The sequence below is a fragment of the Streptomyces sp. NPDC005774 genome, assembly GCF_042871645.1.
In the GTDB taxonomy this organism is placed as follows: Bacteria; Actinomycetota; Actinomycetes; order Streptomycetales; family Streptomycetaceae; genus Streptomyces; species Streptomyces pratens.
In genome coordinates, this window is record NZ_JBIAIV010000005.1 from 15814 (window position 1) to 28113 (window position 12300).

General features: G+C 70.5%; 16 protein-coding genes. 6 read left to right on the forward strand and 10 right to left on the reverse strand.

Features of this window, described 5'->3' with window-relative positions:
- Window positions 1-22 precede the first annotated feature (22 nt).
- Entirely contained in the window at window positions 23-1231 is a 1209-nt protein-coding gene (serB, locus tag ACFYQA_RS06585) for a phosphoserine phosphatase SerB (RefSeq protein ID WP_388912437.1), read from the forward strand.
- Window positions 1232-1402: 171 nt separating this feature from the next.
- On the opposite strand, the gene ACFYQA_RS06590 is transcribed toward serB, so the two are convergent.
- From ACFYQA_RS06590 to ACFYQA_RS06605, 4 genes are all read right to left on the reverse strand, one after another.
- Window positions 1403-1921, reverse strand: coding sequence for a SixA phosphatase family protein (locus tag ACFYQA_RS06590; protein ID WP_388912440.1), 519 nt, complete (start codon window positions 1919-1921; stop codon window positions 1403-1405).
- A 64-nt stretch (window positions 1922-1985) separates the two neighbouring features.
- The gene (locus tag ACFYQA_RS06595) at window positions 1986-2192 is read right to left on the reverse strand and encodes a hypothetical protein (RefSeq protein WP_386395909.1); all 207 of its coding nucleotides are present in this window, start codon (window positions 2190-2192) and stop codon (window positions 1986-1988) included.
- Window positions 2193-2369: 177 nt separating this feature from the next.
- Window positions 2370-2486 carry an SGM_5486 family transporter-associated protein gene (locus ACFYQA_RS06600; RefSeq protein ID WP_095534108.1) on the reverse strand — a complete coding sequence of 39 codons (117 nt, stop codon included), beginning with the start codon at window positions 2484-2486 and terminating at the stop codon, window positions 2370-2372.
- Window positions 2487-2562: 76 nt separating this feature from the next.
- Window positions 2563-4005 (reverse strand): CynX/NimT family MFS transporter, encoded by a 1443-nt coding sequence (locus ACFYQA_RS06605; RefSeq protein WP_388912443.1) that lies wholly within the window; start codon window positions 4003-4005, stop codon window positions 2563-2565.
- Between the two features lie 82 nt (window positions 4006-4087).
- On the opposite strand from ACFYQA_RS06605, the gene ACFYQA_RS06610 reads away from it, so the two are divergent.
- Window positions 4088-4780, forward strand: a complete 693-nt coding sequence (locus tag ACFYQA_RS06610) for a FadR/GntR family transcriptional regulator (protein ID WP_388912446.1) — start codon at window positions 4088-4090, stop codon at window positions 4778-4780.
- Here the strand turns inward: ACFYQA_RS06610 and ACFYQA_RS06615 are convergent.
- The 6 genes from ACFYQA_RS06615 to ACFYQA_RS06640 form a co-directional block, all read right to left on the reverse strand.
- Window positions 4758-5147: a hypothetical protein gene (locus ACFYQA_RS06615; protein ID WP_388912449.1), complete on the reverse strand. Its 390-nt coding sequence runs from the start codon at window positions 5145-5147 to the stop codon at window positions 4758-4760. The two genes, ACFYQA_RS06610 and ACFYQA_RS06615, sit on opposite strands and share 23 nt — an antisense overlap.
- A gap of 166 nt (window positions 5148-5313) precedes the next feature.
- The gene (fabI, locus tag ACFYQA_RS06620; protein ID WP_388912452.1) at window positions 5314-6081 is read right to left on the reverse strand and encodes an enoyl-ACP reductase FabI; all 768 of its coding nucleotides are present in this window, start codon (window positions 6079-6081) and stop codon (window positions 5314-5316) included.
- A gap of 5 nt (window positions 6082-6086) precedes the next feature.
- The gene (gene fabG, locus ACFYQA_RS06625) at window positions 6087-6791 is read right to left on the reverse strand and encodes a 3-oxoacyl-[acyl-carrier-protein] reductase (protein WP_388912455.1); all 705 of its coding nucleotides are present in this window, start codon (window positions 6789-6791) and stop codon (window positions 6087-6089) included.
- Window positions 6792-6976: 185 nt separating this feature from the next.
- A complete protein-coding gene (locus tag ACFYQA_RS06630; protein WP_388912458.1) occupies window positions 6977-7303 on the reverse strand; it encodes a PIN domain-containing protein in 327 nt (108 codons plus the stop codon).
- Complete coding sequence (locus ACFYQA_RS06635; RefSeq protein ID WP_388912461.1) at window positions 7300-7521, reverse strand: hypothetical protein; 222 nt, start codon at window positions 7519-7521, stop codon at window positions 7300-7302. The genes ACFYQA_RS06630 and ACFYQA_RS06635 overlap by 4 nt, the downstream gene beginning before the upstream one ends.
- 4 nt (window positions 7522-7525) lie before the next feature.
- Entirely contained in the window at window positions 7526-8011 is a 486-nt protein-coding gene (locus ACFYQA_RS06640; protein WP_388912464.1) for an ATP-binding protein, read from the reverse strand.
- A 152-nt stretch (window positions 8012-8163) separates the two neighbouring features.
- Here ACFYQA_RS06640 and ACFYQA_RS06645 point away from each other — a divergent pair, with 152 nt between their 5' ends.
- The 4 genes from ACFYQA_RS06645 to ACFYQA_RS06660 all read left to right on the forward strand — a co-directional run bounded on the left by ACFYQA_RS06645 (window position 8164) and on the right by ACFYQA_RS06660 (window position 12270).
- Window positions 8164-9030 (forward strand): helix-turn-helix domain-containing protein, encoded by an 867-nt coding sequence (locus tag ACFYQA_RS06645; protein WP_388912467.1) that lies wholly within the window; start codon window positions 8164-8166, stop codon window positions 9028-9030.
- The gene (locus ACFYQA_RS06650) at window positions 9027-9248 is read left to right on the forward strand and encodes a DUF397 domain-containing protein (RefSeq protein ID WP_386395893.1); all 222 of its coding nucleotides are present in this window, start codon (window positions 9027-9029) and stop codon (window positions 9246-9248) included. Before ACFYQA_RS06645 ends, ACFYQA_RS06650 begins: the two co-directional genes overlap by 4 nt.
- A gap of 104 nt (window positions 9249-9352) precedes the next feature.
- Entirely contained in the window at window positions 9353-10876 is a 1524-nt protein-coding gene (locus ACFYQA_RS06655) for a TldD/PmbA family protein (RefSeq protein WP_388912470.1), read from the forward strand.
- Entirely contained in the window at window positions 10873-12270 is a 1398-nt protein-coding gene (locus tag ACFYQA_RS06660; RefSeq protein ID WP_388912473.1) for a metallopeptidase TldD-related protein, read from the forward strand. Before ACFYQA_RS06655 ends, ACFYQA_RS06660 begins: the two co-directional genes overlap by 4 nt.
- Window positions 12271-12300 lie beyond the last annotated feature (30 nt).

The following is a 12300-nucleotide window of genomic DNA, read 5'->3' on the forward strand; positions in this document are numbered from 1 at the left end:
TGCCGGATACGGTGGGAACACCATGAGCGCATCGCAGACCTCGGACGTTCCCACGCTCCTCGTCAAGATCTTCGGCAAGGACAGGCCGGGCATCACAGCCGGCCTCTTCGACACCCTCGCCGCCTACTCCGTCGATGTGGTCGACATCGAGCAGGTCGTCACCCGTGGCCGAATCGTGCTGTGCGCGCTCGTGACCGAGCCGTCGCAGGGCCTGGAGGGCAATCTACGGGCGACCGTCCACAGCTGGGCGGAGTCCATGAAACTGCAGGCGGAGATCATCTCCGGCATCGGCGACAACCGCCCGCGCGGACTCGGCCGTTCCCTGGTCACCGTGCTGGGCCACCCTCTCACCGCAGAGACGGCAGCGGCTATCGCCGCGCGGATCACCCGGTCCGGCGCCAACATCGACCGTATCTTCCGGCTCGCCAAGTACCCGGTGACCGCGGTGGAGTTCGCGGTGTCCGGCACGGAGACGGAGCCGCTGCGCACCGCCCTGGTGACCGATGCGGCGAAGCTCGGCGTCGATATCGCCGTCGTCGCGGCCGGACTGCACCGGCGCGCCCAGCGTCTGGTCGTCATGGATGTGGACTCCACGCTCATCCAGGACGAGGTGATCGAACTCTTCGCCGCCCATGCCGGGTGCCAGGACAAGGTCACCGAGGTGACCGAGGCGGCGATGCGCGGGGAACTGGACTTCGAGCAGTCGCTGCACGCACGCGTGCGGTTGCTGGCGGGACTGGACGCGTCCGTGGTGGACAAGGTGCGCAGCGAGGTACGGCTGACACCGGGCGCCCGTACCCTGGTCCGCACGCTGAAGCGGCTCGGCTACCAGGTGGGTGTGGTCTCCGGGGGGTTCACCCAGGTCACGGACGATCTGAAGGAGCGGCTCGCGCTGGACTTCGCCCACGCCAACACCCTGGAGATCGTCGACGGGAAGCTGACCGGCAGGGTCACGGGCGAGATCGTGGACCGGGCGGGCAAGGCGCGGCTGCTGCGCCGGTTCGCCGCCGAAGCGGGGGTCCCGTTGTCGCAGACCGTGGCGATCGGCGACGGCGCGAATGATCTGGACATGCTCAACGCGGCGGGTCTCGGTGTCGCCTTCAACGCCAAGCCGGTGGTACGTCAGGCCGCCCACACGGCCGTGAACTTCCCCTTCCTGGACACGGTCCTGTACCTGCTGGGCATTACGCGTGAAGAGGTCGAGGCGGCGGACATCCTCGACCTGGACTGAGCCGCGCGGAGGGTCCACGGGCCCACCGGCCGCACCGCACCCGATCCGTCCGGTCCGCGGCCTTCCCGTGCGCGGCCTTCCTCTCCCCGGCCGCCGGTTCCCTTGCGGGGAACGGGGCCCGTCGCCTGATCCACGCCGTCGGTGCCGGGCCCCGCCGTCACGCCGGGTGGGTCACTCGCTGGGAGCCCAGTAGTCGAGCAGGGTGGCGACGCCCGGCTCCAGGGACTTCCAGGAGCCGGTGAAGGACAGCACGGCGAACGCGGCTGCCGGGTAGCCGCGGCGGCTCATTCGCTCGCCCGCGTCCCCCTCGGCCGATCCGGCGAGGATCTCGGCGGCTGCCTGGATCCCGGGATTGTGGCCGACCAGGAGCACGTTCTGCGCGTCGTCCGGGGTTTCGTTCAGCAGGGCGATCAGCTCACCGGGCGAGGCCTCGTAGATCCGCTCCTCGTACACCGTCTTCGGTCGCTGCGGAAACTCGTGAACCGCGAGTTTCCACGTCTCCCGGGTCCGGCTCGCGGTGGAGCACAGGGCCAGATCGAAGGCGATGGCGGAGTCGGCGAGCCTGCGTCCGGCGACTGCGGCGTCCGTCCTGCCACGCTCGGCGAGCGGGCGCTCATGGTCGGTCACCGGTGGCCAGTCGGCCTTCGCATGCCGGAAAAGGACAATCCTGCGAGGTTCTGCGACGCTCATGTGACCCAGCTTCGCACGAAACAGGCCATGGGGCGCAGGTAGTTGACGGCCACTTCCAGGGTGCTCAGCGGGCCATGAGCCGCTGTGCCCGCTCGATGAGGTGGGTGATCCCGGGCTCGGCGGTCGCCGCGTGCGCGTCCGCGGGGTTCAGGAGCAGGGTGAGCAGCGCGACGAAGGCGAGTGCGGGCAGGGCGAGGGCCCACCACGGCAGCCGGATGTCGACGCCGCCCCGGGGGGCCGGGAGGGGCCGGGTGTGCGTGCGCGCCGACATGGGGCCTCCGCTCTTCGAGTGGTCCGTGTCCGCGTCTCGCGGCCACATCTCGAAGGTATGTACTCCCGGGCTCCCAGCCCATCCGGTGACCCACCTACTTGACCCTGAGCCTGGCCCCCTAGGGGATGGGGGTGCCAGCACCACCATGGGCCCCGGACCGGGGTGACGACGGGGGTGTCACGGCGCCAGAATGCTCGCGATCACACCGATGACGATGAAGATGGCGAAGAACGCGCCGAAGACGAGCAGCATCTTCTTCTGGCCGTTCTGGGGGTTCGGGTCGAGGACTGGCATGGGGCAAGTCTCGCACCCGCCACCGGTCCGGCGCGCCCCGGGGCGCGGCGGGTCGGAAACCCGGAAGGCCGCGGGCTCAGCGGCCGGCCGCCGCCTCTTCCTCCACCGTGCGGTCGCGGCCCGCCAGCACGCCCGCGACCATCTGCGGGATCAGCAGGGCGGACACGAGCGCCAGCGGCAGACCCCAGCCGCCGCTGTGCTGGTAGAGGACGCCCACCAGGAGGGGGCCCGGGAGGGAGATCAGATAGCCGGTGCTCTGCGCGAAGGCCGACAGCTTGGCCACACCCGCGCCGGACCTCGCCCGCATCCCGACCATGGTGAGCGCGAGCGGGAAGGCGCAGTTGGCGATGCCCAGCAGCAGCGCCCAGACCAGGGCGCCGGTGGCGGGCGCGAAGTACAGCCCGGCGTATCCGGCCAGGCCGCTCATGCCGAGCACGACCACGATCGGGCCCTGCCGGGGCAGCCGCGCGGCGACGCGCGGGATGACGAAGGCGAGCGGCACGCCCATCACCATGATGAGCGCGAGCAACAGCCCGGCCGTGCTCGCGGGCACGCCCGCATCCCGGAAGATCTGCGGCATCCAGCCCATGGTGATGTAGGCGGCGGTCGCCTGGAGCCCGAAGAAGACGGCCAGCGCCCAGGCGGTCCGGCTGCGGGTGATCCGCAGCCCGGGTGCGGGCTCCTGCTCCCGTGACGGGCGCCCACCGGGCGCCCGCTCCCCCGGCGTTCCCTCTCCCGGCGTGTGCCGCTCCGCCCTGCGCCGCTCCCGCGCGGGCGTCCGCTCTGCCGGTGCCCTGCCCCGCTCCCCCACGAACGGGAGCCAGGACAGTACGGCAGCCGCGGCGAGCGCCGCCCACAGGACGAGTCCCGACTTCCAGTTCCCGCCCAGCGCCTCGGTCGCCGGCACGGTCACCGCGGCGGCCAGAGCCGTACCGAGGGCGAGGGCCATCGAGTACAGGCCGGTCATGGAACCGACCCGGTCCGGAAACCACTGCTTGACGATGACCGGCATCAGGACGTTGCTGACGGCGATGCCCATGAGCGCGAGGGCGCTGACCGCCAGGAAGCCCGCCACGCTCCCCGTGAACGGGCGTATCAGCAGGCCCGCGCAGATGGCGACCAGGCCGGCGCACACCACCGTGCCCGATCCGAAGCGGCGGGCCAGACGCGGGGCGGTGACTCCGAAGACGGCGAAGCACAGCGAGGGCAGGGAGGTGAGCAGCCCGGCCACAGTGCCGCTCATACCGAGCCCGGTACGGACCTCCTCGAGCAGCGCGCCGAGGCTGACGATGGCGGGTCGGAGGTTCAGCGCCGCCAGCACGATGCCGATGACGAGCAGCCGCACCGTCCACGCGCGTGAGCCGGCCCGTCCGGCCCTCCGGTCACCGGCCTCCGGCTGGCCCGGCTCCGGGCCGTCGGGCCCTCCGGTCCGCCTCTCACGGATCCTTGTGCTGTCGGATGCCGGAGCCGCCGCGCACGCGGTCGTGGACGCGTCCGTCCAGGATTCCTCACCAGCCATGAGACTCATCATAGAATCATAGGATGATTGGTTGTCCACGCCTGGAGCGCCGCCCGGCGCCTCCGTCGTGCGAAGGTGTGTCATGCCCCTGAGCCACCCCCGTCGTTCCGTCCTGTCCGAGCAGGTCATCGCCGCTCTGCGCGCCCAGATCACCTCGGGCGAGTGGCCGGTCGGCTCCCGCATCCCGACCGAGCCGGAGCTGGTGGAGCAGCTGGGGGTGGCCCGTAACACGGTCCGCGAGGCCGTCCGCGCGCTGGCGCACAACGGGCTGCTGGACATTCGCCAGGGCTCGGGCACGTATGTCGTCGCCACGAGCGAGCTGGCGGGTGTGATGCACCGCCGTTTCGTCGACGCCGACCCCGGGCACATCGCGGAACTGCGCTCCACCCTGGAGGCGTCCGCGGCGCGGCTGGCCGCCCGGCGGCGCACCGAGAAGGACCTCAAGCAGCTCGACACGCTGCTGCTGCGCCGCGAGGAGGCCTGGGAGTCGGGTGAGGCGGAACCGTTCGTGGCGGCGGACGCCACCTTCCACCTCGCCGTCGTGGCCGCGTCCCACAACGACGTGCTGACCACGCTGTACGCGGACCTGAGCGAGGTCCTGCGGGACTGGCTGCGCGACGACGTGGGCCAAGAGCTGACCCCGGAGACGCACATGGACCACGCGCGGTTGGTGGACGCGATCCGCGCGGGTGACGCGGCGACGGCGGCCGAGGAGGCCGCCGCCTATCCGCTCGTGTGCCGTCCGGGGCGCGTCAGCCCGCCTTCCGGTGGCTGATCCACGCCGTCCCGACCGCATCCCAGCAGCGTCCGGCGAGCCGCACGGTCTGCGCGGGTCCTGCGGCCACCGGGGCGCTGTCGCTGTCGAGGTCCCACCATCGGACGCATTCGATGTGCAGGCGCACATGGTCGGTGTCCGGGTAGGGGTTGTGGCAGTAAGCCGTCACCCAGGACCCGTCGACCCCGATCCGGCAGGCGGCCCCGAACGGATCGTCGGCCGCCGCACCGGCCGCCCCGTCGTCGTCCGGTCCCACGTCCGCGGGGTACACGCGCACGTGGGGCATCGCGTCGTACGACAGGATCGGCACGAGGCCGATACCGGCAACGACGGTGGTGGTCATCGAGACCAGGCGATAGAAGCGCACAAGGGGACCTCCTCGGCCGTGCTGGGGAGGGGGATCACGCGACGAACGCGTACTCCACGGTCCCTCGTCGACGCCGGACCCCGCCTGTCCTGCTGAGCCGGTCGGGTGACATGGCCGAGGGCCCGCACCCTCACGGGTACGGGCCCTCGGCAGGACGTGGGTGCCCCTAGGCGCCGACGGCGTGCAGTCCGCCGTCCACGTGGACGATCTCGCCCGTGGTCTTCGGGAACCAGTCGCTCAGCAGGGCGACCACACCGCGGCCGGCCGGCTCGGGGTCCTTCAGGTCCCACTCCAGCGGGGAACGGCTGTCCCACACGGAGGCCAGCTCGGTGAAGCCCGGGATGGACTTGGCGGCCATGGAGCCGAGCGGGCCCGCCGAGATCAGGTTGCAGCGGATGTTCTGCTTGCCCAGGTCACGCGCCATGTAGCGGCTGGTCGCCTCCAGGGCGGCCTTGGCGGGGCCCATCCAGTCGTACTGCGGCCAGGCGTACTGCGCGTCGAAGGTGAGGCCGACGACGGAGCCGCCGTTCTGCATCAGCGGCAGGCAGGCCATGGTCAGCGACTTCAGGGAGAACGCCGAGACGTGCATGGCCGTGGAGACCGACTCGAACGGCGTGTTGAGGAAGTTGCCGCCGAGCGCGTCCTGCGGAGCGAAGCCGATGGAGTGCACGACGCCGTCGAGGCCGCCGAGCTCCTCGCCCACGATGTCCGCGAGCCGGCCGAGGTGCTCCTCGTTGGTCACGTCGAGCTCGATGACCTTGGTGGGCTTGGGCAGCTTCCTGGCGATGCGCTCGGTCAGCGTGGGCCGCGGGAAGGCGGTCAGGATGATCTCGGCGCCCTGCTCCTGGGCCAGCTTGGCCGTGTGGAAGGCGATGGAGGACTCCGTCAGCACACCGGTGATCAGGACGCGCTTGCCCTCGAGAATTCCGCTCATGTCGTTCAGTGACCCATTCCCAGTCCGCCGTCAACGGGAATGACGGCTCCAGTGATGTACGAGGCGTCGTCCGAGGCGAGGAACCGCACCGCGGCGGCGATCTCCTCGGGCTGCGCATACCGGCCGAGCGGCACCTGCGAAACGATGCCCGCCCGCTGCTCGTCGGTGAGCACCTTGGTCATGTCGGTGTCGACGAAACCGGGTGCGACGACGTTGAAGGTGATGTTGCGCGAGCCCAGTTCACGGGCGAGGGAGCGCGCGAAGCCGACCAGGCCGGCCTTGGACGCGGCGTAGTTCGCCTGTCCCGCCTGGCCGGCCAGGCCCACCACCGAGGAGATCAGGACGACCCGGCCCTTACGGGCGCGCAGCATGGCACGGTTGGCACGCTTGACGATCCGGAAGGTGCCGGTGAGGTTGGTGTCGATGACCGAGGTGAAGTCCTCCTCGGACATGCGCATCAGGAGCTGGTCCTTGGTGATGCCGGCATTGGCGACGAGCACCTCGACCGGGCCGTGCTGGGCCTCGATCTCCTTGTAGGCCTGCTCCACCTGCTCGGAGTCGGTGATGTCGCACTTGACGGCGAGGAATCCCTCGGGGGGCTCCCCCGAGCGGTATGTGATGGCGACCTTGTCACCGGCGTCGGCGAACGCGCGGGCGATGGCGAGGCCGATGCCTCGGTTGCCTCCGGTGACGAGAACCGAGCGGCTCAACGGATCACCCTTTCGATAGCGGTCTGGTTCCCCCGCCCGAACACCTGAATGACAGGCGGCGACGGCAGGCGGCTTCACCGAAAACCTATCGGTCGGGACGCTCCCCGGAGCAATCGGGCACCGACAGTGCCACCGGAGCGTCACTGTCGGATCCCTACAGTCGGCGCCCCCGCAGACAGTCGGGGTCAGTCCGCCATTCCCGGCGCGTGCGCGGCCGGCCCTTCGGTGCGAGCGGTCTCGAGCATCCTGCGGTCGTAGGTCACCAGGGCGGTCAGGTCGTCGTCCCGCAGCGACATCGCGCTGGCCACCTGGACGGCGTCCAGCGTCCTCAGACACCCGACGAGCAGGGCCGCTCCGTCACGCACCTCTCGAGTGAGGAGGATCTCGGTGATCCGGGCGTCCAGGTCCTCCATCGCCTTGGGGAAGTACCCCATGAGGTCCAGGGTCCGTACGGTCTCCACGAAGCCGAGCGTGCTGGTGGCCAGCGGCTCCGTGACTCGCTGGTAGATCAACGGTCGTCCTCTTCGCGCCCGGCCAGCAGCAGCGCCACGGGGTCGACATCTTCCGGCACCTCGTAGTGCGGCATGCTGTGCCGCTCGGCGGCGGTGACCGCCTTCAGCTTGATCTTTCCTTGCGCCACCAAGTGCGCGTACCGCTCCATGGGGCCACCGGCCGGAAAGGTCATCTCCGACCACCGACCGTCGCACTGCCAGGCAATCCGGCCGCTCACCCGGTCAGTTGACCCCGTCGAGGTCGTGAGAGACCAGACACCGCACCTGCTTCCCGACCGGCGTGGTCACCAGGTCCCAGCCGGGTGCCAAGAGGTCCATCAGCGGGAGCCCTCGCCCCGACTCGGCCTCCCCGTCGTCGAGCCGGACTCCGGGAACGCGTCGCGGGTGACGGCTCCGGTCCGGGTCGTGCAGCCGTACCCACACCCCGGCCGGTCCGGTCTCCACCTCGGCGACCAGCGGCGCGTGATCACCGCAGGCTCGCACCGCGTTCCCGTACAGCTCGCACAGGACGAGCTGCGCCGCGTCGACCAGATCGGCCCCGGCACCGTGGTCCCGGAGGGAGCGGGCGGTGAGCCCTCGGACGGCCCGGAGGTTTCCCGGGGAGGCCGACATGTGGAGGGCGAAGCCGGCGGGAGTGGGGGTGAGGTAGTGACCCAGGGATCGGGTCGCGGCGAGGGGGTACAGGAAGGAATCGGGTGTGACGGACACAGGGCTCCTTGAGGGGTGCGCTCCGATTTGGCTCGGTTACAGCCAAGTTGAGAGTGACGCCAATCCAAGGAGAATCGCAACCTTTCTACCCAATCGAGTGACGAATCCATCCGCCCGTGGTCGCGACAGCAATTTCAGTGCAGGCTTTTCTCATGCCCAACTCCCCCATGGTCCCGACAGTCCGACGACGCCGCCTCGGAGCCACCCTGCGCCGGTTCCGCAACGAGGCGGGGCTCAGCCTCGACCAGGCTGCCGAGGCCATGACGTGGAACGGCCCGAAGATGTCGAAGATCGAGAACGCCGTCCAGGGCATCAAACCCGGGGATCTCGCGGAGCTGCTCAAGGTGTACGGGGTCACGGACCCAGACGTCTGCGCTGTACTCGAAACCCTGCGCCGTGACGCTGCGAAGAAGGGCTGGTGGCAGGCCTATTCCGGGATCGTGCAGCCCGCCTACGCCGACTACATCTCCCTGGAGACCGACGCCGAGCAGGTCTGCGTATGGACCCCGCTGCTGATCCCGGGGCTGCTCCAAACCGCCGCCTACGCCCGCGAGACGATCACCGGGATCACCACGACCCGCACTCCCGAGGAAGTCACGGCACTTGCGGAGGTCCGTATGGCACGGCAGTCCGTGCTGACGCGGCCCGGCGCTCCGTTGGAAGTATGGGCCATCATTCACGAGGCGGCCCTGCACCAGAGGTTCGCCGCACGCCCGGCCACCATGCGCGAGCAGCTCCGCAAACTGCTGGACGCCTCCGAACTCCCGAATGTGACGGTCCAGATCATGCCGCTGGCCTCCACCGCGCACCCAGGACTCGAAGGTGGGTTCAGTCTCACCAAGTTCAGGCCGCCACTGCCGGAAGTCGTCCTCTTGGAGAACGCCGGGAGCGCGACATACGTTGAAGGCGAAGACGCTTCACCCTTCGCGAGGGCGTACGAGCGCATCCGGGCCACCGCACTGCCCGTGGAGGACTCGCTCGTCCGCATCGCCGAATTGGAAGAAGGCCTGAGACAGTGACCGACCGCAAGACCGAGCTGTACCTGCTGGACCTCACCGATGTCGAGTGGCGCAAGGCGTCCGCGAGTGGTGCCGAGAACGACTGTGTCGAGATAGCCGTGCTGCCCGGTGACGGCCGTGCGGTACGGGATTCGAAGAACCCGGAGCGGGAGCCGTTGCGCTTCACCGCCTCGGAGTGGGCGGCGTTCCGCGCGGGAGTGATATCCGGGGAACTCTGAGCGGGGGCTGACGAGAGGCAGCCTGCCGCCTCGGCCTGTCGGCGCACGCATGATTCACTGCCTTCGACGGTCCTCCGGCGAGCGTTCGAAGGGAATTCCCACCCGTGCCCCACGAAGTTGATCAGACATTCCTGGCCCTGCCCCTGCGCCCCCTCGCCGACGCGGCGCTCGCACGGGCGCGCTCGCTCGGGGCGGAGCACGCGGATTTCCGGCTGGAGCGGGTGCGCGGCGCGTCCTGGCGGCTGCGGGACGCCAAGCCGGCCGGGTCGTCGGACACCACCGATCTCGGGTACGCGGTGCGCGTGGTGCACGGCGGGGCGTGGGGTTTCGCGTCCGGCGTGGATCTCACCCCGGGCGCCGCCGCCAAGGTCGCGTCGCAGGCCGTGGCGATGGCGAAGCTGTCCGCACAGGTGATCCGGACGGCCGGGTCCGAGGAGAAGGTCGAGCTGGCCGACGAGCCGGTGCACGCCGAGAAGACCTGGGTGTCGTCGTACGAGGTCGACCCGTTCGACGTGCCCGCCGCGGAGAAGGCCGGGCTGCTGGCCGAGTGGAGCGCGCGGCTGCTGGCGGCGCGCGGGGTGGACCATGTGGACGCCTCACTGCTCACCGTGCACGAGAACAAGTTCTACGCCGATACGGCCGGGACCGTGACCACCCAGCAGAGGGTGCGGCTGCACCCCGTGCTCACGGCCGTGTCCGTCGACGAGTCGAGCGGTGAGTTCGACTCCATGCGCACCCTCGCGCCGCCCGCCGGGCGTGGCTGGGAGTACCTGACGGGCACCGGCTGGGACTGGGACGACGAGCTGGAGCGGATTCCCGGGCTGCTGGCCGAGAAGATGCGCGCGCCGAGTGTCGAGCCGGGCCTGTACGACCTGGTCGTGGACCCGTCCAACCTGTGGCTGACCATCCACGAGTCCATCGGGCACGCCACCGAGCTGGACCGGGCCCTCGGCTACGAGGCCGCCTACGCCGGCACCTCCTTCGCCACCTTCGACCGACTGGGAAAGCTGAAGTACGGCTCCGAGGCGATGAACGTCACCGGCGACCGCACCGCCGAGCACGGCCTGGCGACCGTCGGGTACGACGACGAGGGCGTCGAGGCGCAGTCCTGGGACCTGGTGAAGGACGGCACGCTGGTCGGCTACCAGCTGGACCGGCGGATCGCGAGACTGACCGGGTTCGAGCGGTCCAACGGGTGCGCGTTCGCGGACTCCCCCGGGCATGTGCCGGTGCAGCGCATGGCCAATGTGTCGCTGCGGCCGGATCCGGCCGGGATGTCGACCGAGGATCTGATCGGGGGCGTGGACCGGGGCATCTATGTCGTCGGTGACCGGTCGTGGAGCATTGATATGCAGCGGTACAACTTCCAGTTCACCGGTCAGCGTTTCTTCCGGATCGAGAACGGGCGGATCGCCGGGCAGTTGCGGGATGTCGCCTACCAGGCCACGACCACCGACTTCTGGGGCTCCATGACGGCGGTCGGCGGCCCGCAGACGTATGTCCTCGGGGGCGCCTTCAACTGCGGCAAGGCCCAGCCGGGGCAGATCGCGGCGGTCTCGCACGGCTGCCCCTCCGCCCTCTTCAAGGGCGTCAACATCTTGAACACCACGCAGGAGGCCGGTCGATGAGCGCGCGTGTGACCACCAAGCCGCACGAGATCGTCGAGCGCGCTCTCGCACTGTCCCGAGCCGACGGCTGTGTCGTGATCGCCGACGAGCAGTCGACCGCCAATCTGCGCTGGGCGGGCAACTCGCTCACCACGAACGGTGTCACGCGCGGGCGCACGCTCACCGTCATCGCCACCGTGGACGGCGTGGAGGGCACCGCGTCCGGCGTGGTGTCCCGGTCGGCGGTGACCGTCGACGAACTGGAGTCCCTGGTGCGGGCCGCCGAGGACGCCGCGCGGGGTGCCGGTCCCGCCGAGGACGCCCAGCCGCTGGTCACGGGAGTGGCCGAGTCCCCTGAGTTCACCGAGGCGCCCGCGGAGACCTCGTCCGCCATGTTCGCCGACTTCGCGCCGGCGCTCGGGGAGGCGTTCGCACGCGCGCGGGCGGGCGGCCGGGAGCTGTACGGCTTCGCCAACCACGAGCTGGTGTCCAGCTATCTCGGCACCTCCACGGGTCTGCGGCTGCGGCACGACCAGCCCAACGGGACGCTGGAGCTCAACGCCAAGTCGCCGGACCGTACCCGCTCGGCGTGGGCGGGCCGCTCCACGCGGGACTTCAAGGACGTCGACCCGGCGGCGCTCGACGCCGAGCTGGCGGTGCGGCTGGGCTGGGCCGAACGGCGACTCGAACTGCCCGCCGGCCGCTACGAGACGCTGCTGCCGCCGACCGCCGTGGCGGACCTGCTGATCTACCAGCTGTGGTCGGCCTCCGGCCGGGACGCGGCCGAGGGCCGCACGGTGTTCTCCAGGCCGGGCGGCGGCACCCGGGCCGGCGAGCGGCTGACCGGGCTGCCGCTGAGCCTGCGCAGCGACCCGAACGAGCCGGGCCTGGAGTCGGCCCCGTTCGTGATCGCGCACTCCTCCGGGGGCGACCGGTCGGTGTTCGACAACGGGCTGCCCCTGACGGCCACCGACTGGGTGCGGGAGGGCGAGCTGAACCGGCTGACCACCAGCAGGCACAGCGCGGCCCTCAGCGGGCTGCCGGTGGCGCCCGCGATCGACAACCTGATCCTGGACGGCGGCGGCGACCGTTCCCTGGAGGAGATGGTCTCGGCCACCGGGCGCGGGCTGCTGCTGACCTGCCTGTGGTACATCCGCGAGGTGGACCCGGCGACTCTGCTGCTCACCGGTCTGACCCGGGACGGCGTCTACCTCGTCGAGGACGGCGAGGTCGTCGGCGAGGTCAACAACTTCCGGTTCAACGAGTCGCCGGTGGACCTGCTGGGCCGGGCCACGGAGGCGGGGCGTACGGAGAAGACGCTGCCCAGGGAGTGGGGCGACTGGTTCACCAGGGCCGCGATGCCCGCGCTGCGGGTCCCCGATTTCCATATGAGTTCTGTCAGCCAGGGCGTATAACCTCGTTGCTGTCCGGGCTGTCACCCGACT